The sequence below is a fragment of the Bradyrhizobium sp. IC4059 genome, from assembly GCF_020193615.1.
Classification (GTDB): Bacteria; Pseudomonadota; Alphaproteobacteria; order Rhizobiales; family Xanthobacteraceae; genus Bradyrhizobium; species Bradyrhizobium yuanmingense.
Map to the genome: position 1 here is coordinate 13,648 of NZ_JADYVH010000011.1, position 26,154 is coordinate 39,801.

General features: G+C 65.0%; 25 protein-coding genes. 7 read left to right on the plus strand and 18 right to left on the minus strand.

Features of this window, described 5'->3' with window-relative positions:
* The first annotated feature begins 17 nt into the window (after positions 1-17).
* On the plus strand, positions 18-278 hold the full coding sequence (locus I6F12_RS28745; protein ID WP_036006700.1) for a SemiSWEET transporter: 261 nt from the start codon (positions 18-20) through the stop codon (positions 276-278).
* Between the two features lie 47 nt (positions 279-325).
* On the opposite strand, the gene I6F12_RS28750 is transcribed toward I6F12_RS28745, so the two are convergent.
* Positions 326-1,120, minus strand: a complete 795-nt coding sequence (locus I6F12_RS28750) for a class III extradiol ring-cleavage dioxygenase (protein WP_225147795.1) — start codon at positions 1,118-1,120, stop codon at positions 326-328.
* A 155-nt stretch (positions 1,121-1,275) separates the two neighbouring features.
* Between I6F12_RS28750 and I6F12_RS28755 the strand changes: the two genes are divergently transcribed.
* Positions 1,276-1,455, plus strand: a complete 180-nt coding sequence (locus I6F12_RS28755) for a hypothetical protein (RefSeq protein ID WP_036006694.1) — start codon at positions 1,276-1,278, stop codon at positions 1,453-1,455.
* A gap of 7 nt (positions 1,456-1,462) precedes the next feature.
* On the opposite strand, the gene I6F12_RS28760 is transcribed toward I6F12_RS28755, so the two are convergent.
* Positions 1,463-2,947: a carboxylesterase family protein gene (locus I6F12_RS28760; protein ID WP_225157842.1), complete on the minus strand. Its 1,485-nt coding sequence runs from the start codon at positions 2,945-2,947 to the stop codon at positions 1,463-1,465.
* Between the two features lie 79 nt (positions 2,948-3,026).
* Positions 3,027-3,275 carry a hypothetical protein gene (locus I6F12_RS28765; RefSeq protein WP_036025032.1) on the minus strand — a complete coding sequence of 83 codons (249 nt, stop codon included), beginning with the start codon at positions 3,273-3,275 and terminating at the stop codon, positions 3,027-3,029.
* A 191-nt stretch (positions 3,276-3,466) separates the two neighbouring features.
* Between I6F12_RS28765 and I6F12_RS28770 the strand changes: the two genes are divergently transcribed.
* The 3 genes from I6F12_RS28770 to I6F12_RS28780 all read left to right on the plus strand — a co-directional run bounded on the left by I6F12_RS28770 (position 3,467) and on the right by I6F12_RS28780 (position 6,969).
* Positions 3,467-6,154, plus strand: coding sequence for an alpha/beta hydrolase fold domain-containing protein (locus I6F12_RS28770; protein WP_225157763.1), 2,688 nt, complete (start codon positions 3,467-3,469; stop codon positions 6,152-6,154).
* A gap of 137 nt (positions 6,155-6,291) precedes the next feature.
* Positions 6,292-6,564 carry a hypothetical protein gene (locus tag I6F12_RS28775; protein ID WP_225157764.1) on the plus strand — a complete coding sequence of 91 codons (273 nt, stop codon included), beginning with the start codon at positions 6,292-6,294 and terminating at the stop codon, positions 6,562-6,564.
* Positions 6,565-6,648: 84 nt separating this feature from the next.
* A complete protein-coding gene (locus tag I6F12_RS28780; protein ID WP_036006679.1) occupies positions 6,649-6,969 on the plus strand; it encodes a hypothetical protein in 321 nt (106 codons plus the stop codon).
* A 319-nt stretch (positions 6,970-7,288) separates the two neighbouring features.
* Here I6F12_RS28780 and I6F12_RS28785 read toward each other — a convergent pair whose 3' ends face one another.
* The 15 genes from I6F12_RS28785 to I6F12_RS28855 form a co-directional block, all read right to left on the minus strand.
* A complete protein-coding gene (locus I6F12_RS28785) occupies positions 7,289-7,444 on the minus strand; it encodes a hypothetical protein (protein ID WP_167361678.1) in 156 nt (51 codons plus the stop codon).
* 103 nt (positions 7,445-7,547) lie between these two features.
* Positions 7,548-8,066, minus strand: a complete 519-nt coding sequence (locus tag I6F12_RS28790; protein WP_036006723.1) for a septal ring lytic transglycosylase RlpA family protein — start codon at positions 8,064-8,066, stop codon at positions 7,548-7,550.
* Between the two features lie 199 nt (positions 8,067-8,265).
* Positions 8,266-9,918 (minus strand): NAD-dependent malic enzyme, encoded by a 1,653-nt coding sequence (locus I6F12_RS28795; RefSeq protein WP_225157765.1) that lies wholly within the window; start codon positions 9,916-9,918, stop codon positions 8,266-8,268.
* Between the two features lie 203 nt (positions 9,919-10,121).
* Positions 10,122-12,446 (minus strand): mechanosensitive ion channel domain-containing protein, encoded by a 2,325-nt coding sequence (locus tag I6F12_RS28800; protein ID WP_225157766.1) that lies wholly within the window; start codon positions 12,444-12,446, stop codon positions 10,122-10,124.
* A 755-nt stretch (positions 12,447-13,201) separates the two neighbouring features.
* Positions 13,202-14,239: a patatin-like phospholipase family protein gene (locus I6F12_RS28805; protein WP_225157767.1), complete on the minus strand. Its 1,038-nt coding sequence runs from the start codon at positions 14,237-14,239 to the stop codon at positions 13,202-13,204.
* Positions 14,236-15,165, minus strand: coding sequence for a polyphosphate kinase 2 family protein (locus I6F12_RS28810; RefSeq protein WP_225157768.1), 930 nt, complete (start codon positions 15,163-15,165; stop codon positions 14,236-14,238). Before I6F12_RS28810 ends, I6F12_RS28805 begins: the two co-directional genes overlap by 4 nt.
* On the minus strand, positions 15,125-16,144 hold the full coding sequence (locus I6F12_RS28815; RefSeq protein ID WP_036037494.1) for a branched-chain amino acid ABC transporter permease: 1,020 nt from the start codon (positions 16,142-16,144) through the stop codon (positions 15,125-15,127). The genes I6F12_RS28810 and I6F12_RS28815 overlap by 41 nt, the downstream gene beginning before the upstream one ends.
* Positions 16,141-17,022, minus strand: a complete 882-nt coding sequence (locus I6F12_RS28820; RefSeq protein WP_109145936.1) for a branched-chain amino acid ABC transporter permease — start codon at positions 17,020-17,022, stop codon at positions 16,141-16,143. Before I6F12_RS28820 ends, I6F12_RS28815 begins: the two co-directional genes overlap by 4 nt.
* A gap of 5 nt (positions 17,023-17,027) precedes the next feature.
* A complete protein-coding gene (locus tag I6F12_RS28825) occupies positions 17,028-17,732 on the minus strand; it encodes an ABC transporter ATP-binding protein (RefSeq protein ID WP_036037492.1) in 705 nt (234 codons plus the stop codon).
* 3 nt (positions 17,733-17,735) lie between these two features.
* The gene (locus I6F12_RS28830) at positions 17,736-18,503 is read right to left on the minus strand and encodes an ABC transporter ATP-binding protein (protein WP_036037489.1); all 768 of its coding nucleotides are present in this window, start codon (positions 18,501-18,503) and stop codon (positions 17,736-17,738) included.
* Between the two features lie 12 nt (positions 18,504-18,515).
* Positions 18,516-19,838: an ABC transporter substrate-binding protein gene (locus tag I6F12_RS28835; protein ID WP_036006653.1), complete on the minus strand. Its 1,323-nt coding sequence runs from the start codon at positions 19,836-19,838 to the stop codon at positions 18,516-18,518.
* A 93-nt stretch (positions 19,839-19,931) separates the two neighbouring features.
* Positions 19,932-20,636: a hypothetical protein gene (locus I6F12_RS28840; protein WP_036006647.1), complete on the minus strand. Its 705-nt coding sequence runs from the start codon at positions 20,634-20,636 to the stop codon at positions 19,932-19,934.
* 30 nt (positions 20,637-20,666) lie between these two features.
* Positions 20,667-21,692 (minus strand): ABC transporter substrate-binding protein, encoded by a 1,026-nt coding sequence (locus I6F12_RS28845; protein WP_036006644.1) that lies wholly within the window; start codon positions 21,690-21,692, stop codon positions 20,667-20,669.
* Between the two features lie 152 nt (positions 21,693-21,844).
* Positions 21,845-22,633 (minus strand): ABC transporter permease, encoded by a 789-nt coding sequence (locus I6F12_RS28850; RefSeq protein WP_036006641.1) that lies wholly within the window; start codon positions 22,631-22,633, stop codon positions 21,845-21,847.
* Positions 22,633-23,451 (minus strand): ABC transporter ATP-binding protein, encoded by an 819-nt coding sequence (locus I6F12_RS28855; RefSeq protein WP_036006639.1) that lies wholly within the window; start codon positions 23,449-23,451, stop codon positions 22,633-22,635. Before I6F12_RS28855 ends, I6F12_RS28850 begins: the two co-directional genes overlap by 1 nt.
* Positions 23,452-23,729: 278 nt before the next feature.
* Here I6F12_RS28855 and I6F12_RS28860 point away from each other — a divergent pair, with 278 nt between their 5' ends.
* Positions 23,730-24,512, plus strand: a complete 783-nt coding sequence (locus I6F12_RS28860) for an ATP-binding cassette domain-containing protein (RefSeq protein ID WP_036006636.1) — start codon at positions 23,730-23,732, stop codon at positions 24,510-24,512.
* A complete protein-coding gene (locus I6F12_RS28865) occupies positions 24,509-26,068 on the plus strand; it encodes an ABC transporter permease/substrate-binding protein (RefSeq protein WP_225157769.1) in 1,560 nt (519 codons plus the stop codon). The genes I6F12_RS28860 and I6F12_RS28865 overlap by 4 nt, the downstream gene beginning before the upstream one ends.
* Positions 26,069-26,154 lie beyond the last annotated feature (86 nt).

The following is a 26,154-nucleotide window of genomic DNA, read 5'->3' on the forward strand; positions in this document are numbered from 1 at the left end:
CATGCTATAGAGCCGACATGGACCCCTTCGCGATCAAGCTGCTCGGCTTTGCCGCCGCCACCTGCACCACCGTCGCCTACGCGCCGCAGTTCATCAAGGTCTGGAAGACCCGCTCGGCGCGCGACATTTCTCTCGGCATGTTTCTGGTCATGATGCTGGGCCTCACGCTCTGGCTCATCTACGGCCTGCTTTCAGGCGATGCCCCCCTGGTCGCGGCGAACGCCGTCACCATGGTTCTCGCCGGCGGCATTCTGGTGATGAAGCTGAGATATGGGTGAGGCTTTCTTCGCCTCTCCCCGCTTGCGGGACGACGGAGAAGAGATCATTACCCAAACACATACGAGGCCATCGCCACATGCGCGACCTCGTCGACGAAGACGCGCCGTCCGACGTCGCTTCCCGCAGCACCGGCCGCCACCATCAGCGGCAGCAGATGGTCCTCGCGCGGATGTGCAAGGCGTGCGCTCGGCGCATTCTCCCAATCGACCAGCATGGCATTGCGGCGCGCCGCATCGGGGTTGCTGATCGCCTCGTTCAGATAGGCCTCGAAATCATACGAGACGGGCTTGGACTCCGGACGGTTGAAGCCGCGCATGTTGTGATAGGTCAGGCCGCTGCCGACGATCAGGATGCCTTCGTCGCGCAAGGATGCGATCGCCTGCCCCACCTTGACGTGCTCGGCCGCGTCATAGCTGGACTTCAGCGACAGCAGCACGATCGGCATGTCGGCATTCGGATACATCAGCCCGAGCGGAACGAACGTGCCGTGATCGAAACCCTGGTCGGGATCTTCGCGGCAATCGAGGCCGGCATGCGTGAGCAGCGCCTTCACTTGCGCGGCAAGCTCGGGCCTGCCCGGCGCCGGATATTTGAGGTGGTAGGTATGCTCGGGGAAACCGTAATAATCGTAGACCATCGGTGGATGCGGCGAGGTCGACACCGTGAAGGCGTCGGCTTCCCAATGCCCGGTGATGACCAGCACCGCCTTCGGCCTCTCGGGCAGAAGCTGCGGCAAGTTCGCGAACGCCTCGGCGGTCTTGGCATATTGCACCCGCCTGTCCTCCATGAAGGGCCAGGGGCCGCCGCCATGCGACAGGAACAGGGTCGGAAGTCGCGTCATCGGCTCGTCTCGTTGACAACAGGCGCGTGCGAGCGGTCCGCACGATCGGCGGTGAGCATAGGCAAAGCGGCATGGTTAGCAAGTCGTTAACGATTTGCCGCCCAGAATCCCCGGCGGGGCCGAAGCAGTCGGCCTGAAGACAAGTGAGACGTGCGATGAGGAAGTTTGCGCTGGGGGACGTCGTCAACAGTGATAAGGGCCGCCGCGGTGTCGTCCGCGCCGCCTTCAAGTCGCGGGATGGCCAGCAGTTCTATGCCGTCGAGAAGGACGGCGCGATGGATTATCTGGAGGAAGACCGGCTCAGCCCGGCGCCGCGCGTCGAGCTCGCGGCTTAAATCCGCTTCATCTCCTGCCCTCATTTGCGAGCCGGTCGAGACGATCCGCGAACGGGTCGTCGCCGCTCGCGATGCCATCGTTCGTGATCAGCAGCAGGCGATCGCCGCTAGCTGCGTCCCAGCGTGGCAGGTCGGGACCATGTAGCTCGGGACCATTGGGATCGCCACTTCGGGCGAAGTTTATCCAATAGGCGCGCATGCGGCCTGCGACCTCGCGGTCGCGCCGCGACAGGATGCCCGCACCGGGCACGCCTTCCGTACCGAAGATGAACTGCAGCTCGCGCCCGTGGCCGACGTCCGGATTGGCGCGCCTGGCCTCCGGCACATAGGCGAAGCGGTAGCGAAAGGTCGGCGCGCCGCCTGCCGCGTGCAGACGTGCCAGCAGCCGCACCGGCTCGGAAAAGACCTTGTCGGTGTAAATTCTTGCCGCGAGATCCGAAGGTCTGGCGAGATCGGGATAGAGCTTGCGCAATTCGCCGCCGCCCGCGCCCGGCGGCGCAAGCTCCTCCTTGATCGCGGTCTCGTTCTCCAAGCCGGTCTCATCCTCGTTCGAGCCGATGATCAGGGGAATGCGGCTCTGGCGTCCGGCCGCAAAACCCGCGGCGAGGTCCTCGGTCACGAGACGTCCATCCATCATCGGTGCAAAGCTGTGCGGCGATGTCTCCAGCAATTGTTTCTCGGCGGCCAGCAGGCGCCGCGGCTCGACCGCGCGCAGATCCGTCTTCGGCGAAAGCGCGGCCACGAAGAGCCGGCCGATGGCCTCAGCCTCTTCCGCCGAACGCAGGCGCGCGCGGCCGGGCACCGATTGCAGAATGGCCTTGTGGAACAGATCGCGCGCTTGCGCGGACAGCATCAGCAGCGCAATCGATGTCGCGCCTGCATCGCTGCCGAACAGCGTGACGTTATCAGGATCGCCGCCGAACGCCGCGATGTTGTCGTGCACCCAATGCAGCGCGGCGATCTGGTCCATCAGGCCGAAATTGCCGGAGCCGCCGTCCGACAGCGCGGGATGCGAGAGCCAGCCGAGCACGCCGAGGCGATAATTCACGGTGACCACGATGAGGCCCGCCTGCGCCAGCTTGGCGCCATCGAACAGCGGATCGTTCGCGGTGCCCGCGACGAACGCGCCGCCATGGATGAACACCATCACCGGCAACGGGCCGTCGACCCCGAAAGGACGAAACACGTTCAGCGTCAGGCAATCCTCGCTCGCCGCCGGCAGCGCCGGCTGAAGGCACGGCGCGCCGTATTCGTAGGCGGTGCGCATCTCCGAGCTTTCGGTCGTCGGCTGCGGCGGTTGCCAGCGCAGCGCGCCGAGCGGCGGCGCCGCGTAAGCCAGCCCCTTGAACGAGGCCACCTCGCCTTCCACGGCGCCGAGCATCTGCCCTTCACGCGTCAGCGCGAATGGAAACTGCCCGACCGACTGGGCGAGGGCCGGGCCGGCGCCACACAAGACTGCAATAGCCGCAACGAATGCAAGCAGGGCCCGCATCTTCGCAACGATCTCGATGAAGGGTTTTGGCAGGTTATGTCCGAAGCCGTCGGCGAGGCAACCCTCGCGCACCTTGAGCCTAACCGCCTTTGCCAATCAGCTCCGCGAGCGCGTGGCGCGCGACGATGCCGAGCTCGCCGAGCGTGGAGTGTCCCGCCCGCGCCGCCTCGATCAGGCGCTCGGCGATGAACCTGCGGCTGTCGTGATCGCCGCCATGCGGCAGTTGCCGGCACGTCTGCTCGAGGACGACGTCCATGTTCGCTCTGGTTCGCTCACTCAACTCTGTCATGACGCCCGGGCGGTACGCGTGGCTTGTAAGCGCAAGCATACACAGAAGGACGATGGCTGATTACCCCGGGCGATCACGGCCATTGTGCATCGCGGTGCGTGTGGTGCCACAACCTTCGCGCGGTCACGAAGCCGCCGCAAACGACCACCCTAAGATTGCACTTGCTCTAATGACAAGCTGAGCCTGCGGCGATAGCCTGCCGCCAAAACAAGACATCCGGGAGGAATACCATGCCTGACGCAATGGTTGCCACACGTGCCTCCGATGGGCGCGGAACCGCTCAGCAGGTCGATGTTGCCGTGGTCGGCGCCGGATTTGCCGGCCTCTACCTTCTCCATCGCCTGCGCAAGACGGGGTTCTCGGCAGTCGGGCTCGACGAGGCCGGCGATGTCGGCGGCACCTGGTATTGGAACCGCTATCCGGGCGCGCGCTGCGACATCCAGACCATCGATTACAGCTACACGTTCGATCCGGAGCTCGAGACCGCCTGGACTTGGTCGGAGAAATACGCGACCCAGCCCGAGATCCTGCGTTACCTCGGCTTCGTCGCCGATCGCTACGATCTGCGCCGCGATATCCGTTTCAAGACCAAGGTCACCGAAGCCAGATGGGACGAAGCGTCGGAGCGCTGGCTCATCACCACTGACAATGGGCCACCCGTCTCCTGCCGCCATTACATCATGGCCACCGGTTGCCTCTCCGCGCCAAAGCCGCCGGAGATCGACGGCGTCAACGACTTCAAGGGCGAGGTCTATTTCACCGGGCGCTGGCCGCATGACGGCGTCGATCTCACCGGAAAACGCGTCGCCGTGATCGGCACGGGCTCCTCGGCGATCCAGTCGATCCCTGTGATCGCCGAGCAGGCTGCGCATCTGACGGTGTTCCAGCGCACACCGAATTTCGCGTTGCCGGCGCACAACGGCCCTGCGCCCGCGGACCGCATGAGCCTCTTGCAGAGCGACCGCGCGGCCTATCGCGAGCAGGCGCGGCAGTCGATGGCCGGCGTGCCCTATCCGCAGCAGACGGTCGTGAGCTGGCAGCTCAGCGATGCCGAGCGCCGCGAGCGGTTCGAGCGCGCCTGGGCCGCCGGCGACCTCGTCCACATCCTGACGCAGCTCTGGGCCGACCAGGCCGTAGACGTCGACGGCAACAAGATCGTCCAGGACCTGATCCGCGAGAAGATCCGCGTCGCCGTCAAGGATCCCGAGACCGCCGCGGCGCTGATGCCGGACGACCATCCGTTCGGCGCAAAGCGCCCCTGCCTCGAGACCAATTATTACGCAACCTACAACCGGCCGAACGTCACGCTGGTTAATCTGCGCAAGGAGCCGATCAAGGCGATCACCGCGAGCGGCATTTCCACGAACGGCCGCAGCTTCGACGTCGACGTCATCGTCTTCGCAACCGGCTTCGACGCCATGACCGGCGCGATCCGTGCCGTGCATCCGATCACCGGGCGCGGTGGCAAGTCGCTGTCCGATGTCTGGGCGCAGGGGCCGCAGACCTATCTCGGCCTCACGGTCGAGGGCTTCCCGAACTTCTTCATGATCACCGGACCCGGAAGCCCGTCGGTGCTGTCGAACATGGCGGTGTCGATCGAGCAGCATGTCGACTGGGTGGTCGATCGCCTTGCGTCGCTGCGCGATGCCGGCTTCACCACGATCGAGCCGACCGAGACGGCGCAGGCCGGCTGGAACAGGCACATGGCCGACTGCTCGATGCTGACGCTGCACCGGCTCGCCAACACCTGGTACACCGGCGCCAACGTGCCCGGCAAGGTGCAGGGGCTGATGCCCTATACCGGCGGCGTCGGCCCTTATCGCAGCATCTGCGACGAGGTGGTCAGCCGCGGCATGCTCGGCTTCAAGCTCACCGGCCCCGATGGCGCCGTCCAATGCAATGACGGCGAGGTGGTGCGCCTGCAGCCGGACGTGCGGCTGGTGCTGAACCTGCTCGCCTCGCTCAACCTGCCGCCGATCGAGTCGATGGGCGCGCTCGGCGCCCGCGCCTTCGTCAACGAGTTCAACAAGGGCCGGCCTGCGGGGCGGCCGATCGGCGAGATCGTCGACGGCACCCTGCCCGTCGCCGGCGGTGCGTTGCCCTACCGCGTCTACAAGCCGGCAACGCCGGGACCGCATCCGGTCGTGGTCTATTTCCACGGCGGCGGCTGGGTGCTCGGCGACGAGCAATCGGACGAGCCGTTCTGCCGCGACATGGTGCGGCGGACCGGCATGATGTTCGTCAGCGTCGGCTATCGCCACGCACCGGAGCATCGCTTCCCGACCGCGGCCGAGGACGGCTATGCGGCCACGCGCTGGATCGCCGAGCACGCCGCCGAGCTCGGCGGTAGGCCGGGCCCGGTGCTGGTCGCCGGCTGGAGCGCCGGCGGCAACATCGCCGCCGTCACCTGCCAGCTCGCGCGCGACCGCGGCGGGCCAGCCATCGCCGGCCAGCTTCTGGTCTGCCCGGTCACCGACTGCAGCTTCGATCGGCCCTCCTACAACGAAAATGGGACCGCCTACTTCTTGACGCGCTCGCTGATGTACTGGTTCTGGGACCTCTATTGCTCGCCGGCGGACCGCACCGACCCGCGGGTCGCCCCGCTGCGCGGCAAGGTTGCCGGCCTGCCGCCGGCCCTCGTGGTCACCTGCGAGTTCGATCCGCTGCGCGACGAGGGCATCGCCTATGCCGAGGCAATGGCCGCAGCGGGCGTGCCGGTCGAGCAATTGAAGGCGCGCGGCCACTTCCACTCGTCCTTTGCGATGGTGGACGTGGTGATCACAGGCGTGTCGGGACGGGTGCAGATGGCGGAAGCCTTGCGGCGCTTCGCCGGACTGCCGCCCAAGATCAGCGGCAGTGACGGTCACGGAGATGGTCACGCCAGCCCGCGGCACGAGATCGCGGCCGCCGCGAGCTGACTCAGCCAAGAGGCGGCCGGGAACCTTTTCCCGGCTGCCGCGTTGGCTGACCTGTGGCATTGAGATGCAGCGACAGATGTATGGGCCCCGGCACGCGAGCACGTGTGCTGGGGTCGTGTTTTGCGTGAGGCAGGGCGATGGGGGACGTGGTCGGGGATTCAAAGGTCAATTTCGGCGCGGTTGCGGTGCTGCATAAATGGCCATCACTTGCCAATCAGCGCCAGCCTGACCGGGAGCCCTACCAGCTCATCGAAGGCACGCTCGACGATTGCATCTCGGCTTTCATGCAGAAACCGGCGACGACCCGCCATCTCTACGAGATCCGCACCGTAGCGCAGCCGCCGCTCGTCACCGAGATCCTCTCCCCCGAACACGTCCTCGAGCTGTCGCGCTTGAGAGAATTTCTCTGACGCCCTTCACAAGCGTGCGAGCAGGAACCTTCTTCCGGTTCTTCCCGTTGTCAGGGATCAAAGCAATGACGTGAGCGCCTCGAGATGTTTGACGCCGGCGTATCATCACCGATCGTGCCGTACGGAGCGGACCAGACCCTGTTCGTGGTGGTTGATCGCCGTGACGAGGCGACCGAAATCCGCATCGAGCGCAGCGATCTCGACACCACGATCGGCGAGCTCGTCGCCGGCTGCTTCAATGACCCGATCAAGGTGATCTCGTTCAACACGCTCGAGCACTGGATGAAGGATATCTCGTGCGACGTCGCCGGCGAGATCCGCGCGCGCTGCGACATCTATGGAATAGAGCTCCCCGATTATCTCAGCGACTTCATCGAAAGCCATTCCCAAAGCGCGATGAAATGAAGCTCACTTGCCGAAAAGGACGGAGGTGCGCTCCCTCCCTGCTTGCGGGAATGACTATCGCATTTGGGAGTTTTTCTCTGCGGCCATCCTTCGAGACGCCCGCTTTGGGCGGGCTCCTCAGGATGAGGGCGGAGTGCGCGGCAGCAGTTTCAACGAGCACTGATGCTGATTAGCCTCATCCTGAGGAGGCGCGTCAGCGCCGTCTCGAAGGACGAGGCGTGCGCGCTGGCCGCCGCCACAAGTCATATCCGATAGCCCTGCGCTTGCGGGAGAGGGAGTGCACCTCCCTTGTAGCAATCAAACCTGATCGCATCGCGCATTAGTTGCGGCGGCGTTTGCCGGCGATGACCTCGATCTCGCGGCGGCGTTCGCCCGCGAAGGTCAGCAGCTTTTCGATCGTCAGCGTATCCGTGATCCGTTTGGCGAGCCGCTCGGCGCGCGCAGCCTGATCTTCGAGATGCTGGATCGTGTTCAAGCGTCGCCTCCCCCAAAGCCCCGAATTGTGCGGACAGCCATGGTGCTTGAGAAGCCGCTAACAGCCGGTTAAGCGCGCCCGCACGGTCGCGACGCGTGGCGCCCTATTGCACGACTTCGAGCCTGACATTGGTAATGCCCTTGTCGACCATGCCGAGCGCCTCGGCCGCCGACGGCGAGATGTCGACCACGCGTCCGCGCACGAAGGGCCCGCGATCGTTGACCCTGACCGTAACGAAACGGCCGGAGGAGGTCTCGGTAACGCGCAGCTTGGTGCCGAACGGCAGGGTGGGATGCGCCGCGGTCAATTCGTTCCTGTCGAACTTCTCGCCGCTCGCGGTCTGGGTATCCGAATAGAAGCTGGCGATGCCGTGCGAAGCGGTTTGCTTTGCGTCACGGTCGGGGACGCGTGCCCGGCTGATGGGGCGTGGATGCAGCGCGGCCACCCTGTGCGGGCGCTCGACCGCGGCTTGCCGGGTCGTTCCGGCGAGATCGGCTTTCTGACGGCCGACCGGCGATTGCGAGCAGGCAGCGAGCGATGCGGCGCCCAAGACCGCGAGCAATAACCGGCTCGAGCTCGCCAGCGACATCCGGGCAGTTTCGGCACTTGCAATGCGAGACATGATGCGCCCTCCGAACAACCCCAAGTTTCGGTGGGCAATGAGGGCAGAACCTTGTCGGAACAAAAGCGGCTCTGGGGCCGCCTTCGTTTCGCGCCAGCTGTGGCGATTCCACCACAGTGACCTGTTCAGAATCGGGACAGATCAGCGAAGGATCAGCCCGATACGCCCCGCGAGCCGCGTTTTCGGCGCGGCCCGATTTCTAGTACTTCGGCTCGTACATCTGCGACTGGACCAGGGCCTTCACGTCGTTGGGCGCGGGTCCGTCGGCGAGCGCGCGTTGATAGGCCACATCCGCAACCGCCGCCGCGATGCGCACGGAGACCTCGCGGATACGCGGCAGTGCCGGATAGAGGCTGCCCTGAGCGAGGTCCTCCTTGCCGACGCAATCGGCGAGCGCGTGGGCCGCCGCCATGAACATCTCATCGGTCACGAGGCGCGAGCGGCTGGCGATGACGCCGAGGCCGACGCCCGGGAAGATGTAGGAATTGTTGCCCTGGCGCGGCACGAAGCTGCGGCCGTTGAGCTTGACCGGATCATACGGACTGCCGCAGGCGAACAGCGCGCGTCCCTCCGTGTAGCGATAGGCATCCTCCGCCGAGCACTCGGCTTTCGAGGTCGGGTTGGAGAGCGCGAACACGATCGGCTGCTCGTTGAGCTCGGCCATCGCCTTGAGCACGTCGGGCGTGAAGGCGCCGCCGACCGCGGCGACGCCGATGATCGCCGTCGGCTTCAGCGTCTTGATGGCGGTGAGGAAGTCGGCGATCGGCGCCTGACCGGCATGGGCATAGCGGAGCTTATGGCCAGAAAGGCCTTCACGGCCGCTGACGACGAGACCGCGGGAATCCACCAGCCAGTTGCGGCGAAGCGCGTCCGCCTCGGACGCGCCTTCCGCCATCATGGCGGAGACCACGAGGTCGGCGATGCCGGTCGCCGCCTCGCCCGCGCCGAGGAACAGGATCTTCTGATCCTTCAGCTTGCCGCCGGAGATGCGCAGAGCCGAGAACAGGCCGGCGAGCGCCACCGCCGCGGTGCCCTGGATGTCGTCGTTGAAGACGCAAGCCTCGTCGCGATATTTGTGCAGCAGCTTGAACGCCGAATGATTGGCGAAGTCCTCGAACTGGATCAGCACGCCCGGGAACGTCTTGCGCGCGGCTTGCATGAACTCGTCGACGAAGCTGTCATAGGCCTCGCCCGTCAACCGCCGCTCGCGCAGGCCGAGATAATAGGGATCGTTCAACAGCTCTTCGTTGTTGGTGCCGACATCGAGCACGATCGGCAAGCACGCTTCCGGATGCACGCCGGCGCAGGCCGAATAGAGCGATAGCTTGCCGACCGGGATGCCCATTCCGTTGGCACCGAGATCGCCAAGTCCCAAAATGCGCTCGCCGTCGGTGACGACGATCAGCCTGGCCTGGTAGGGCCAGTTCTTCAGGATGTCCGCGATCTGGCCGCGGTCGCGCGAGGAGATGAACATGCCACGCGGCCGCTGGAAGATCAGGCCGTATTTCTGGCAGGCAAGCCCGACCGTCGGGGTGTAGATGATCGGCTGGATCTCGTCGATATTGTCGACGACGACGCGGAAGAACAGCGCCTCGTTGCGGTCATGCAGCGCGTTCAGGGCAACGTATTTTTCCAGGTCCGTCGGCAGCGTGCGCAGATTGGTGAGCACGCGCTGAGCCTGGGTCTCCATCGTCAGCACGCAGGGCGGCAACAGGCCGCGCAAGCCGAGTGCGGCGCGCTCTGCTTCCGTGAAGGCCGTGCCCTTGTTGAGCAGGGGGTCGCGCAGCAGCGTCATGCCGTGCGCGGTGTCGGATGATGTCGAATGGGCGCTGACCCGAGCAGGTCTATTCACGATTCCCCCAAGGAGTTTCTTATTGAACCACGACCATTGTCGGCCAGCGTTCAATCGAGATCAAGGAGACTCCGGCCGCGATCGTGATCTCGCACCGCAGCAGATTTTGCAAACGCCTGGCACTTGCGCGCGAAAAGGTTTAACGCGCCAACCGGGGCGCGCGTTGGCGGACCCAAAAAAGGCAGGCCGGAATTTGGGACTGCTTATCCCGCCGCCCGCCGGGGCGTCAGATTGGCAGCGCTGTCCGCCGGCGGCGCGATGTGCATCAGGATGGTCTGCACCGGCGATGCGACCTCGATCCCGTTCTGCTGGAAGCGCAGCTTCATGCGGCGGTTGAATTCGCGCTGGACCGGCCAGCGGCCGGCCTCGGTGCAGCGGATCTGCCCGACGATCGACACCATCGCGCCATCGACTTTGTCGACGCCCCACAGCTCGAGGTCGCCGCGGATGAGCGCGCGGAAGTCCGCTTCACGGCGCATCTCATCGACGATGTCCTTGAGGATCTGGCCGGCGCGGTCGGTGTCTTCCTTGTAGGCGACGTTGACGCTGACCGAAGCGTTGCCGGCGCCGCGGCTGGCATTGGTGATGGTCGTGACTGCGCTGAACGGCACGATGTGCACGGCGCCGTCGCCCGCGCGCAGACGGATGGTGCGGATCGAGACGTTCTCGACGACGCCCGACAACCCCGACACGCTGACGCTGTCGCCGACCTGCACCGTATTCTCCAGCAGCAGGAACAGGCCGGTGATGAGATCCTGCACCAGCTTCTGCGAGCCGAAGCCGATCGCAATGCCGACGATGCCGGCGCCCGCCAGCAGCGGCGCGACGTTGACGCCGATCTCGCTGAGCGCGGTGAGGCCGACGATTGTCGCGATCAGGCAGAGCAGCGCTGTGCGCAGCATCGGCTGGAAGGTGCGCAACCGCGCGGCGCGGGCATAGTGCCCGTCCCGCGACAGCGTATTGATCTGGCGGTCTAGGAGCGCATTGCTGGCTTCCCAGATCGCCGCGGCGATGAGCACGGCAAGGCCAATGGTCACCACGGCCGAGATCAGCCGGCTGCCGATCTGGCCGCCATAGAACCAGACGATCGCGTCCACGCCCCAGACCTCGAGCACCGCCACGAAACCGATGAAGGCGATCACGCCGGATACGATCCTGCGGAGCAGCGGCAGATAGCGGTTGGCACGGATCTCGAGGCCGGGAAAGCGCTGGAGGATCTCCGGCTTGATGCGGAAACCGCGATCGATCAGGCTCAGCGTCAGCATGATGACGACACGTGCGACCAGCGCCACTGCGATGGTGCCGACGAAATATTGCAGCAGCAGCGAATAGCCGTTGCGGATGTTGAGCGCCCACACCGCCCAGAGCGCGAGGTCGAGCGCGATGGCAAGATAGTGCCAGCCGCCGGCGACGCGGTTGCGCAAACGAGCCGCGATCCCCTGCCGCTCGGCCGGGGCGCGGATGGCATCGGCGACCTGGCGGCGGCATTGCAGGACGATGACGGCGATGAAGAGGTGCACGACCAGCATCACCATGCGCAGCAGCGCGGCGTAGCCGGCGCGGTGCAGGCCGAGCAGCAGCGCCACATTGGCAAAGGCGATGCCGGAGACGCCGACGCCGACGATGCGGCGTGCCCAGATCTCGACATAGGCGGCGGTCTCCGCGCGCACCGGAAACAAGCCGAACGGCCCCGCCAGCGCCCGGACCAGGCAGATGAGCCCGCGCGAGAACGCATAGGCGTTGACGACGGCGAGGATCACGAGGCGGACGGTTGTCGGTTCTCCAATCTCCGTCCCGAGCAGCGCGGTGGCGACGCCGACGAAGACGAGCACGGGAAGCAGCTCGAGCACGAAACGCCCGAGCACGAAGGGCAGGCGCAGCATGATCTGCCAGACCCGCGCAAGGCTGTGGCGTCGCTCCTGCATTTCAGGTGCAGGCGTAACGTCGGCGACTGACGACGGCGGATCGGCAAGCGGCAACGCGGGTGCCGGCAGGCGCGCGGTTTGCGGCACGCGTCCCTCCAGGAACGCGACCGGCCGGCGGATCAGGCGGAAGATCACCCATTCGGCCAAGAGGGCGCAGCCGAGCACCAGCGCCAGCTTCCAGGCGATCTCGATCAGAAGATTGTAAGCCGCGGGATCGTTCGCGGTGCGCACGATCCAGTAGTAGAACGCCGGAAAGTGCGCGAGCGTCCGCGCGATGCCGGCGATCTCACGCGAGATTTCGCCGATCTCCTCCGAGACCGTCAGCATGAGCTGCGCACCGAGGCCGTCGGCCGAAAGCGGGATCGGCGAATTCGGCTGCGGCGCGGCCTGTTGCGGACCAGACGCGTTGGCGATTGCACGGAGCGTATCGATCATCTGCGCGCGCTTCTTGTCGTCCTGAAGCGTGTCCAACGCACGCTTCGCCTCGTCCGGCGATAGCGCCGCGGCACCGTTCGCGGCCGGCGCATCGGCGCGGGCGCAGGAGAGAGAAGAGATTGCAAGGAAAAGAGCGGCGAGAAGCGCCGGGACAAGCTTTTGCGACACGCAGATTCCCTGGAAAAGTGAATGTGCCCGCGGTGTCGTGACCGCCCCCGCCGAAGCACATCCGTCATGTCGGATCGGCGCTATTCGCCCCCCGCCTGTGTCGGAAGTTGGCCTTTGGGACGACATTCTCTTGGCATTTGCCGCAATGCAGGATCGGGAGCTGATGTCCCGTCAGTGCGCGCAAAGACCCGTTTGCGGATCGACCAGCAGGATTGAGACGAGCGGGGTGTCAAAAAAAATTGGTGCGGCGGCCTTCACGGCCATCCGACACGACTAAAATACAGCGCCGGGAAGGTAGGGGCTTTGCCTCACTGATGCAGCCCGCTAAACCTTGTCCCGGCGTGCCGTTCGCGGTTTCCGCCGCTATGCGATAGTCCGAACGAGCTCCATCGCAATTAACGCGGCTGGATTTGCGGAGGTGGTGTCATAGACCTCCCCTTGCTCATGAGGTGGACGTTGCGCGTCGCTTGTTTGCGACCGCTATGATGCTCCTCCTGCGTCGCAAAACTGTCAAGCGGGATCAATGATCTGACGATCACATTTGACGACCCGAGTTCCGCTGTGCAAATCGCTTCCGCGCGAAGTGAGGGATTTCCGAAGGCAGCGGGCATGGTGACATTATGCCCCTGTTTTGCCCGACGATGCAACCGGATTTCGTAAAATCCGCATCTCGGATGATGGGAGCCGATAAGCCATTGATCCCGCTATGCCCGGCTACTGTGCATGGGGTTGTTTTCGCAGTTTGGTCGAGTCGCCTAGAGAAACATCTCCGCCAGGTCGACCGTCGAGGCCTTCCCGATCTGGTCGAAGTTTCGCGCCAGCCAGCTTCGCGCCGCCGCGCGGCCCTCGTCGCGCAGGCGGCACAACAGGGTCCATTCGGGGTGAAACTGCGTGGCCGTGCCGAGCTGCGACATCAACGCGTCGTTGCCGATCCAATGCATGTACATGCGGCTGTGCTTGTTGCTGTCGAGCTCGCCGTCGTCGATCAGCCGGGTGGCGAAAGCGATCGCGCGCATCTCGCGCATCAAGGACGAATTGAAGCTGATCTCGTTGATGCGGTGGAGGACATCGGCGGCACTGGCCGGCAGCTCGTCGCGCCGGATCGCCGTCACCTGCACGATGACGACGTCGTGACTGCCCTTGCGGTAGATCAACGGATAGATCGCGGGATTGCCGAGATAGCCGCCGTCCCAGTAATGCTCGCCATCGATCTCGACGGCCTGGAAATAGGGCGGCAGGCAGGCCGACGCGAGCACGGTGTCCGCCGTGAGCAGCGGGCTCTGGAACACCTTGATCTTGCCGGTGCGGACGTTGGTGGCGTTCAGAAACAGCTGAGGCGCCTCGGGCGAGGAATTGAGCCGGTCGAAATCGATCACGCGCTGCAGCAGCGCGCGGAGCGGATTGAAATGAAAGGGATTGAGCAGGTTCGGCGGCAGCGTGTGCGTCAGCGTGTGGATGAAGGCGTGGACCGGATGATATTCCGGCGGCAGCTTCAGGGCCTGGATCCACTGGTTCAGCGGCGACATCAGATCGTACGCCATGTCCATGCGCGACACTTCGTACCAGAACGCGTGCAGGCTCTCCCGCGCGGCCTCCGCGCCTCCATGCGCCATGCCGGAGGCCATCGCCACCGCATTCATCGCGCCGGCACTGGTCGCGCTGATCGCCTCGATCGCGAGCCTGCCGTCCTCGAGCACCTGGTCGAGCACGCCCCACACGAAGGCGCCGTGCGCACCGCCGCCCTGGAGCGCGAAGTTGACGTTCTTGCAGTTCGTGGTCCCGCCGGCTGTCACTTTGCTTGCCTCTTGCCTCCCGTGCCTTCTTTCTCCAGCGCCTTGCGCACCTGCTTGAACTCCTCCAGCGAGGCCTTGTCGGCACGGGGGAAGCGCAGGTCAAGCTTTTCCAGCTCGGCATTGATCACCGAGCCGATCACGACGCGGGCGAACCATTTGTGGTCGGCGGGCACGACATACCAGGGCGCATGGGACGTCGCCGTGTGCCGGACGATGTCCTGGTAGACCGCCTGGTAGCGCGGCCACAGCGCACGCTCCCTGATGTCGTCCATGGAGAACTTCCACTGCTTGGCCGGATCGTCCAGCCGCGCGAGGAAGCGCTCGCGCTGCTCTTCCTTGGACAGGTTGAGGAAGAACTTCAGCACCACGGTGCCGTTACGGCAGAGATAGCGCTCGAAGGCGGAGATGTCCTCGAACCGCTCCTTCCAGATGTTCTTGGTAACGAGCTTCGGCGGCAGCTTCTGCTTGGCGAGAATCTCGGGATGCACGCGCGTCACCAGGCATTCCTCGTAATGCGAGCGGTTGAAGATGCCGATATGGCCGCGCTCGGGCAGCGCGACCGCATGACGCCAGAGGAAGTCGTGGTCGAGCTCCTTGCTGCTCGGCGCCTTGAAGGCCGTGACCTCGCAGCCCTGCGGATTGATGCCCTCGAAGATCGCCTTGATGGCAGAATCCTTGCCGCCGGCGTCCATCGCCTGGAATACGATCAGGAGCGACCAGCGGTCCTGCGCGTAGAGCTTCTCCTGAAACGCGATCAGCCGCTTCTTGTTGGCATCGAGGATCGCCTGCGCCTTCTCCTTGTCGAGATCGCCCTTCTCGTCGGTCTTGTGGTCCTTGAGGTGAAACTTGCCCGAGCCATCGTAGCGAAACGGCGTGATGTAGCGGTCAAGCTCCTGGGCGAGCGACTTGGACGGCTTTTTGCTCATGAGCGCGGGGCACCTTGCGTTGCAACTTCAATCGGTCAAGCAAGCTACCAAGGATGCCCTTGGGAAGGAATATGATGAAAAGCACGAGCAGCACGCCGTAGACGAGGTTGTCCCAGCCGACCGCCTTGGTGCCGAAACCGATGCGCAAGCTTTCCGCCAGCAGGATGGTGATGATGGCGCCGACGGTCGGACCGAGCGAGACGAACAGCCCGCCGACGATCGCGGCGAACACCATCTGCAGCGAGACTGCGATGCCGCTGACCGTGTCGGGCGTGATGAACATCTGGTACTGGCAGTAGATCGCACCCGCCAGAGCCGTCATCAACGCGCTGAGCAGCGTGATCTTCAGCTTCTCGGCGGTGACGTCGACACCGGCCGCGGCGGCGGCGTCCTCGTCCTCGGAGATCGCCTCCAGCGCATAACGCGCCATGCTGCGGTCGACCCAGTGCCAGACCACGATGCCGAACAGCCAGACCGCAAGCGCGATCAAGTACCAGGTGGTCTTGTCGTCGAATTGCAGCGCCAGCAGCCTGTTGCCGGACGCGCGGTTCGGGGTGTAGCCGAGCGAGCCGCCGGTATAGTCGCGCGTCGCGGTGATGACCTGGAGCACGATGCCTGACAGCGCCAGCGTCACCAGCACGAAATAATGCCCGGTGATGCGAAAGCGGAAGCAGGGGTAGCCGACGATCATCGCCAGCGCGCCGGCCGCCGCCATGCTGATGGGAATGCCGATCCAGGGCGACAATCCTGCGTGATTCCACAACAGCGCCGTAACGTAAGCGCCGATCCCCATGAAGCCGCCATGGCCGAGCGACACGAGGCCGAACCTCCCCATCATCGACCAGGACGTATAGGCGAACGACCAGATCAGGATCAGCACCAGGATGTGCAGATGATAGGGATCGCGATAGACGAAGGGCAGCGCGACCAGCGCCGCCAGCCCCACGCCCCATGCAGCAAGCCGCCCCTGCCCCATCATCGGCGCCTCGCAAGCAGGCCCGCGGGCCGGATGAACATCATGACGATGAAGAACGCGAAGGCCAGCACATAGCCCCATTCGAGGTCGGAGAACAGGCCCCCGAGCGAGATGATCTCGGCGAACACGAAGGCGGCGATGAAGCCGCCGATGAAATTGCCGAGGCCGCCGAGCACGCAGATCAGGAAGGTGATTGGCCCGAAGGACAGACCGACGAAGGGATGCACGTCGTATTGCAGCACCAGGAGGCAGGCGGCGAGGCCGGCGAGCGCGCCGCCGAGCGCCGACGTGATCAAGTAGATCCGCTTAGTGTCGACGCCCATCAGCGCCATGATCTGGCGGTCCTGTGAGATGGCGCGGATCGCAGTGCCGGTGAAGGTGCGCGTCATGAACAGATAGACCGCGACCATGCCGACCAGCGCGGCGGCGAACGAAAGCAGTCGTGCGTAGCTGAAATTCATGTCGCCGAAGGCGAGCACCGGCAGGCGGATGCCGAGATTTCGGAAGTCGATGCCGAAGGCAACGGTGGCAAAGCTCTGCAGCACGAACAGCACCCCGCCGGTCGCGAGCAGCTGGTTGATCGGTGGCGCGGTCAGCAGCGGCGCGATGACGAGGTAGTGCAGCGCCGCACCAAGCACGGCGACCAGCAGGATAGTGAGCGGGGCGGCGACGAAATAGCTGACGCCGTAATACTGCACCATGAAATACATGCCGTACATGCCGATCATGACGAGCTCGGCGTAGCAGATCCAGGTCACGTCGATGACGCCGAAGATCAGGTTGAGCCCGAGCGCGAGCAGCGCCAGCACGCCGCCGAGCAGGATGCCGTTGATGACGGCCTCCAGCAGGTAGATGTCGAATACGTCCAGGAACGCCTGCATGCCCCTCACACCCCGAGATAAGCTTCCTTGACCGTGTCGCTCGCCAGCATCTCGGCCGAGGTGCCGGACGCGCGGATCGTGCCCGCCTCGATCAGATAGGCGCGATCGACCACCTTCAGCACCTGCTGCACGTTCTGCTCGACGATCAGCACCGTCAGCCCGCTGGCGCGGATCCGCTTCACCAACTCGAACACCTGCTGCACCACCACCGGCGCGAGCCCCGCCGAGGGTTCGTCGAGCAGCAACAGTTTCGGATTGGACATCATCGCGCGGCCGATGGCGCACATCTGCTGCTCGCCGCCGGACATGGTTCCGGCCATCTGGTGACGGCGTTCCTTCAGGCGGGGGAACAGGTCGAACACCACCTCCAGCCGCTCGGCGTAGTGGTCCCGCGCCTCCTTCATGAAGGCGCCCATCTTGAGATTGTCGTCGACCGTGAGCTGCGGAAACAGCCGCCGGTTCTCCGGCACATGCGCAATGCCGAGGCTGACGATCTTGTGCGACGGTGTCGCGACGAGGTCGACGCCCTCCATCCTGATCGATCCGCGCGAGGGGCGGATCAGGCCGGAGATGACGCGCATCAGGGTGGTCTTGCCGGCGCCGTTGGGGCCGATGACGCCGACGGCTTCGCCGGCCTTCACGTCGAGGTTGACGTCGAACAGCGCCTGGAAGGTGCCATAGCCGGCATTGACGCCGCGAAGCTCCAGCATCGCCTAGCCCCCTGCGCGGCGGCGCGCTTCGGCGGCCGCGGCCTGCGTGGTCTCGGCGTCGGTGCCGAGATAGACCTCGATGACGCGCGGATCGCCCGCGACCGCGCTCGGCAGGCCTTCCGAGATCTTCTCGCCGTGATCGAGCACCATGACGCGGTCAACCACGCGCATCAGGACGCCCATGATGTGCTCGACCCAGATGATGGTGATGCCGAGCTCGTCGCGGATGTTGCGCAGCATGTCCGCAGCCTGGTCCATCTCGGCCTCGTCGAGACCGCCGAGGCTCTCGTCGGCGAGCAATAGCTTTGGCGCGGTGGCGAGCGCCTTCGCCAGCTCCAGCTTCTTCAGCCCCGCTGCGCCAAGCCCATCGACACTAGCATGGCGATCGGTCGGCAGGCCGACCATCGCCAGCGACCGCTCGGCCGCCTCCTCCGCCTTGGCGCGGCTGTGGCGGCCCTGGCCGTAGAAGCCGGCAAGCGCGACGTTCTCGAAAATGCTGAGGCGGCGGAACGGCCGCGGGATCTGGAAAGTCCGCCCGATGCCGCTGTTGATGATCCGGTGCGGCGCAAGACCCGCAATCTCGTGCCCGGCGAACAGGATCGATCCGGAGGTCGGCGCCAGCGTGCCGGACAGCATGTTGAAGATCGTGCTCTTGCCCGAGCCGTTGGGGCCGATCAGGCCGAGGATCTCGCCCTGATCGACCCGGAACGAGACGTTGTTCACGGCGGTGAAGCCGCCAAACCGCTTCACCAATCCGCTGACTTCCAACACCGCAGAACCCCGCTATTGGTTGCTGTAGGTGGTGCCCTTGGGCAGCGGCAGCACGGCCTCGCGCTGCGCCTGGCTCTTGGGCCACACCACATAGGACTTGTCGTCGACGTATTGGATCACGACCGGGAACGAGCGCTCGTTCTGGCCGGCCATTGGCGAGCCCTCGCCGTGGAATTTGACGCCGAAGCCGAGCATGGTGCCGCCTTCGGGTATGTCGGTGTCCAGTGCTGCCTTGCGCAGGGAATCGGGATCTACGCCGCCATATTTCTTGATCGCTCGCGGCAGCACGTCGTTCAGGAACAAATAGGTGTTGGACGCAGCCATGCCGACATGGGCCGAACGGATGGCGACACCCGGCTTGCGCTTGTCGAACTCCTCGCCGACCGCCTTGATGATCGGCGGCAGCTTCGGATCCATGCTCTTCTGGTTGGCGAGCCAGATCGAGATCGGATCGGTGTTGAAGACATAGTTTACGTCGGCGCCCAGGCCTTCCTTCAGCTTCTCATAGACCCCGTAGCCGGCGCCATGTCCTACCAGTGCGCCGAACTTCAGCCCTTGTTCGCGGGCTTGCCGGAGCAACAGGGTGATGTCGGGATTATAGCCGGTATGGAACACCACATCCGGCTTGGCCCGCTTCAGCTTGGTGACCAACGCAGACAGATCCGGGGCCGTCGCCGAATAGCCCTCTCTGAGCACGATGTTGAAGCCGGCCTTCTTGGCACCGGCCTCGTTGCCTTTGGCAACGTCGACGCCGTAGGCGCCGTCCTCGTGGATGATGGCGACCCGCAGGTCCTTCGGGTCCTTGCCCAGCTTTTCCTTCGCGTTCTGCGCGATGAAGTCCATCGTCATCATGCCGAACTGGTCGCCGGAGGCCTGCGGTCGAAACACGTATTTGTAGTTCTTGTTCTCCAGCACTGCCGACGAAATGCAGGTCGTGATCCACATGAACTTCTTCAGCTGCTCGACCCGCGCTGCCACCGGCACGCATTGCGCCGAGGAGAAGAAGCCGAGCAGCATGTCGACCTTTTCCTGCTCGATCAAACGGATCGCTTCATTGATGGCGATATCCGGCTTGCTCTGAGCATCGGCATAGATCGCCTCGATCTTGTAGCCTTCGACGTCTTTCGCGCTGTACTGATCCAGCATGATCCTTGCGCCGGTATATTGCAGCTCCGAACCGCCGCCGGCGAGCGGGCCGGTCAGATCGTAGATGACGCCGATCTTGAGCTTTTTCTCTTGAGCCTTGTCTTGGGCCGCGGCAGACACCGCCAAGCCCGTCGCTGATATCGCGACCAACAGCCCACGTACCAAGCGGGCAGCCATGCGCAGGCGCATCAAAACCTCCCTGGACGATTTGTGCATTGCATTCTTGGTGCAATTCTTCGGCCCATCACATGGGCTGCGCGCGGCGATGTCAAGCCTCGCGCATCAGCGCGCTGCGAACTGCTGCTCGACGAAGGCCGTGACAAATCGCGGCATGGACGGCCTGAGATCGCTGGTCCCGCGCACGAGATGAATGGCGGACAGCTCCGGCTCGATCTCGCGCGCAAGGTTGGCTTCGATCCTGGCGCGGGCCGCATCGCCCGGCATGTCCAGGTTGATGACCTGCAACATTGCGATCGTGGGGCCGGTAACCACGCAATGCCAGCCGGGCTGGATCCGATAATCGGCCGCGGTCAGGCCGGTCTCCTCGCCGAGCTCGCGGACGACGCTGCCGGGGATGTCGAGCGCGCCGTCCCTGACGTCGTCGAGATCAGGCGTTCCCGAGGGGAAATAGATGCGGCCCGCATTGGCGGTGTGGGGCGCCATCTCGCCCATGATGAAGGTGCCGTCGGAGGCGCGCAACGCGCCCATGCCAAAGCCGTTGAACACGGCCTTGTCGGGAAAGCCCCAGTCGCGCCAGGCGAGAAAGCTTGCGAAATCGGTCTCGAAATAGGTCGCCCTCAGGTAACCGTCGCTGAACACAGCGTCGCGCCCGAGCAGGATGCGGCCGTTCCAGATCTTCGGCCGCTCGCGCTGCTTCTCGGCGAAATGCGCCGCGATCTCGGCGCGGCGCTCCTCGGCGAACGGCCAGACGATCGGCCGCACGGCAAGATCGAGCGTCGCGACGCGATGAATGACCGGAGACTTCATGACGGGTCGGTTACCACGCCTTCGCGTCGGCTATTTGACGCTCCCGGTGGTCTTCTTGGCCTGCTCGACGAATTTGTTGGTGAAGGTCTTGCTGACGTCGATCTTGGCGTTCGCCACCTCGGGCGAGCCGACGCTGAACACTGCAAGCACGGCGTCGGCACCCTTCGGGTCCATCTTGCCGGTCTCGGAATACATCGGGATCGTATTCTTCAGTGCGGCAAGATAGAGATCCTTGTTCTTGCCGACGGTCTGCTCGGGCATCTTCGCCATGATCTCCTCCGGCGTATGCGAATGGATCCAGGCGAGCGTGGCGAGGATCGCATTGGTGAGCGCCTGCGCCTCCTTCTCATGGCCGTTGATCCAGGCCACGGTCGAATACAGCGCGCCGCCCGGATATTCGCCGCCGAACGTCTCCAGCGTATCCTTCTGGGTACGGGTGTCCGAGAGGATACGCAGATCCTTGTGGCTGCCCTGCAGCACGGTCACGGACGGATCGAGCATCACTGCCGCGTCGATCTGGCCCTGCTCCATTGCGGCCACCGCAGTGGCGCCGAGGCCCACCCCGATCACGGCGACGCTGGTGGGATCGAGCCCGTTCTTCTTGAGCATGTATTTCAGGAAGAAGTCGGTGGAGGAGCCGGGCGCACTGACGCCGACCTTCTTGCCGGCGAGATCCTTGACCGACTTGATGTCGTTGGTGCGCGAGGGCGCGACCACCAGGACGAGGCCGGGATAGCGGTCATAGACCACGAAGGATTGCAGCTCCTGCTTCTTGGCGGCGAGATTGACGCAATGGTCGAAATAGCCGGAGACCACGTCGGCGCTGCCGCCGAGCACGGCTTTGAGCGCATCCGAGCCGCCCTTGAGGTCGACGAGCTCGACACTGACGCCGGCCTTCTCGTATTCGCCGAGCTGCTTGGCCAATACCGTCGGCAGATAGCACAGGCAGGAGCCGCCGCCGACCGCGATGGTGACCTTGCTTTGCGCCGCGGCAAGCGAGGTGGTGAGCGTCAGCGCGAGCAGTGCGCCGGCGAGCCTGGCAATCGTGTTCTTCATTGGTTTCCTCCGTTCGGCCGCCGGCACCATAGAGCAGCGGGCCTGGCTTGAGAAGCTCCGCCTGAGCGGGCTGGCCATCAGCCCCTCGGCGCAATAGCGGTGCCCAACACACGTCCGCGATCGCATCGACGCGATCAAAATAGACCTGCTTCCTACCCCCGCCCGTCCGACGCGGCCGGCCGCCACACCAGGAGGCGCCGCTCCACCAAGGTGACGCCGAAGTCGATCAGGATGACGAAGGCCGACAGCACGAACATGCCGGCGAACACGCCGGCGACATCGAAGATGCCCTCGGCCTGCTGGATCAGATAGCCGAGCCCGGCCGCCGATCCCAGATATTCGCCGACCACCGCGCCGACCACGGCGAAGCCGACGGAGGTATGAAGCGACGAGAACATCCACGACAGCGCCGACGGCCAATAGACATGCTGCATCAGCTGCCGCTCGCTCATGCCGAGCATGCGGCCGTTGTCGAGCACGGTCCGGCTGACCTCCTTGACGCCCTGATAGACGTTGAAGAAGACAATGAAGAACACCAGGGTGACGCCGAGCGCGACCTTGGACCAGATGCCGAGCCCGAGCCACAGCGCGAAGATCGGCGCCAGCACGACACGCGGCAGGGCGTTGACCATCTTCACATAGGGGTCGAACACCGCGGCGACCAGCGGCTGGCGCGCGAACCAGAAGCCGACCAGGACGCCGCCAAGCGATCCGATCACGAAGGCGAGGATCGATTCCGCGAGCGTGATGCCGAGGTGCTTCCAGATCACGCCGGAGGCGAACCATTTCACGATCTGGCTGAACACGTCCAACGGGTTGGAAAAGAAGAACGGCGGCAGCAGGATCTTGCCGAACACGGGAACGGTCGACAGCACCTGCCACAGCACCAGGCCGACGACAGCGACCAGGATCTGCAGCGCAAACAGCGTCGTGCGCGACATCAGACCACCTCCGCCGCCTGAGTGGACTGTGCGTACCCCTTCATCACCTCGTCCTTCAGCACGCTCCAGATCTCGCGATGGAGCGCATGGAATTCCTTGTCGAGGCGCACCTCGAAGATGTCGCGCGGGCGGGCCAGGCCGACGCGCCAGTCACCGATGATGCGCGAGGACGGCCCCGCCGACATGATCACGACGCGGTCGGCGAGCGCGATGGCTTCTTCGAGATCGTGGGTGACGAACAGCACGGCCTTGCGGTCGGCACTCCACAGATCGAGCAGCAGATTGCCCATGACCTGGCGCGTCTGCGCATCGAGCGGCCCGAACGGCTCATCCATCAACAGGATCTTCGGATCGCGGATCAGCACCTGCGCCAGCGCCACGCGCTTGCGCTGGCCGCCCGAAAGCATGTGCGGATAGCGGTTCGCGAAGGCGCCGAGGCCGACGGCGGTCAGCCATTTCTGCGCCTGCGACAAGGCCTCCGTGCGCGGCGTGCCCTTGACCTCGAGTCCGATCGCGACATTGTCGAGCGCAGTCTTCCAGGGGAACAGCGCATCAGCCTGGAACAAATAGCCGGCATCCCGATTCAGCCCCGCCAATGGCTGGTCGAAAATCCTGACGCTGCCCGCGGCGGGCTTGAGCAGGCCCGCCGCGACGTTGAGCAGCGTCGATTTTCCGCACCCTGTGGGCCCGACAATGGCGACAAACTCGCCCTGTGCCACTGCGAGATGGGCCTTCTCCACCGCCGTATAGACCCGGCCGTCCCCCAGCCGGAACGCAACCTTGGCATCTTCCAGCGCCACTGCCGTGGGCGTCGTCATGTGCTTCCTCCAACTCAGGCCGATGCCTTAGCCGCTCGTGCGGCCAAGTTCAATCAAGCCGCCAAGCGTGCTACGCATGGGGACTTGCCGTGCTCTCACCCTCCCCTGGAGGGGGAGGGTCGGTGCGCATGAAGCGAAGCGGAATGCGAACCGGGGTGGGGTGACGGTTTCTCCGCGTCGAATACTGCCCGCGTCGACAGATCACCCCACCCCGCTCGCGCTACGCGCGATCGACCCTCCCCCTCGAGGAGGGTAAGAGAAAAGAGAGCTCTCCCACGATGTCTTCCAAGCTGGCGATCAGCTACCAGCACGTCACCAAGCGCTTCGGCTCCCTTGCAGCCGTCGATAACGTGTCGCTCGACATCGCCGAGGGTGAGTTTGTGGCCGTCGTCGGCGGCTCGGGCTCGGGCAAGACCACGCTGCTGCGGCTCGCCAACCGGCTGATCGAGGCCGATAGCGGCACCATCACCGTCGAAGGCGAGGACGTGCGGAATGTCGATCCGGTCGCGCTTCGGCGCCGGGTCGGCTACGTCTTCCAGAGCGCCGGGTTGTTTCCGCATCTGAGCGTCGCCGACAATATCGGCATCACGCCGAAGCTGCTCGGCGAGCCGGCTGCGGCCGTTGCAGGCCGCGTCGACGAGCTGCTGGAGCTCGTGCAGCTCGACCGCGCAACGCATCGCGACCGGCTGCCCGAGGCGCTCTCCGGCGGCGAGCGCCAGCGCGTCGGCGTGGCGCGGGCGCTCGCGGCAAGGCCCCGCATCGTGCTGATGGACGAGCCGTTCGGCGCGCTCGATCCCCTCACCCGCGATGCGCTCGGTGACGATTATCGCGCGCTGCACCGCAAGCTCGGCCTGACCACCGTGATGATCACCCATGACATGACCGAGGCGATCCTGCTCGCCGACCGCATCGCAGTGATGCGCGGGGGACGATTGCTCGCACAGGGTACGGCTGCGGAGCTCTCGAGCAGCAGCGACGATTACGTGCTCGAGCTGTTGCGTACCCCGCGGCGCCAGGTCGAGCGGCTGAATGCGTTGCTGCCGATGGGCGGTGCGGCATGAGCCTCTTCACCGATCCGCGCTGGGGCGAGGCGCTGTCGCATCTGCCGGACTACCTCGGCAACCATGTGCGGGTGAGCCTCGCCGCCCTCGCGCTTGGCCTCGCCGTGAGCCTGCCGCTGGCGATCCTGACGCGCAACCGTCCGGCGCCACGCGGCATCCTGCTCGCGTTGGCCAGCATCGTGCAGACCGTACCCGGGCTGGCGCTGCTCGCGCTGTTCTATCCGCTGCTGCTGCTGGCTGCTTCCGTCACGCTGGCCTGGTTCGGCGTATCTTTCTCCGCGTTCGGCTTCCTGCCGGCGATGCTGGCACTGGCGCTCTATTCGATGCTGCCGGTGCTGCGCAACGGCATCACCGGCCTCAACGGCATCGATCCCGCGCTGATCGAGGCTGCCGAGGGCGTCGGCATGACCGCGCGGCAATCGCTGCTGATCGTCGAGCTGCCGCTCGCGCTACCGGTGATGATGGCCGGCATCCGCACCGCGGCGGTGTGGGTGATCGGCACCGCGACGCTGTCGACGCCGATCGGGCAGACCAGTCTCGGCAATTACATCTTTGCCGGCCTCCAGACCCAGAACTGGGTCTTCGTGCTGTTCGGCTGCGTGGCTTCCGCTCTCCTCGCGCTCGCAGTCGACCAGTTGCTTGGGCTGATCGAGAGCGGCCTGCGCCGCCGCAGCCGTGTGCGCAGCGGTCTCGGGGCGCTCGGAATCGCGGCGCTGGTTGCAGCAACGCTGGTGCCGACCATGGGGCGCTCGTCGTCAGGCTACGTGGTCGGCGCCAAGACCTTCGCCGAGCAATATGTCCTGTCGGCATTGATGAGGGACCGCCTCGAGGCGGCGGGCCTCTCGGCGGCCGCACGCTCCGGCCTCGGCTCCAGTGTGATCTTCGGGGCGCTGAAGGCCGGCGACATCGATCTCTATGTCGACTATTCCGGCACGCTCTGGGCCAACCAGCTGCATCGCACCGACATCAAGCCGCGCGCAGAACTGGTGGCGGAATTGAAGACGGCGCTCGCCAAGGACGACATCACCCTGCTCGGCGAGCTCGGCTTCGAGAACGCCTATGCGCTGGTGATGCCAAGACGACGCGCCGATGCGCTCGGCATCCGAACCGTCGCCGATCTCGCCGCACATTCGGCCACGCTGTCGATTGCCGGCGACTACGAGTTCTTCTCGCGGCCCGAATGGGCTGCCCTGCAAAAGGCCTATGGGCTGCAGTTCCGCGCCCAGCGCCAGATGCAGCCGGACTTCATGTATGCGGCCGTCGCCAGCGGCGAGGTCGACGTCATCGCTGGCTACACCAGCGACGGTCTGATCGCCAAATACGAGCTCACAGCGCTCGACGATCCCAAACACGCGATCCCGCCCTACGACGCGATCCTGCTGCTCGCGCCGAAGCGCGCCGGAGACGCGCGACTGCAGGCGGCGCTCAAGCCATTGCTCGGCAAGATCGACATCGCCACCATGCGCGAGGCGAACCTGCGCACCAGCGGCAATGATGCGAATTCATCACCGGATGCGGTGGCGAGGTGGCTGTGGGAGAAGGTGGGCGGGCGATAAGGTGAGACTTCGTAGGGTGGGCAAAGGCGCGTAAGCGCCGCGCCCACGGTCTCTGAGTGTGAGAGGTGGTGGGCACGCTTCCGCCT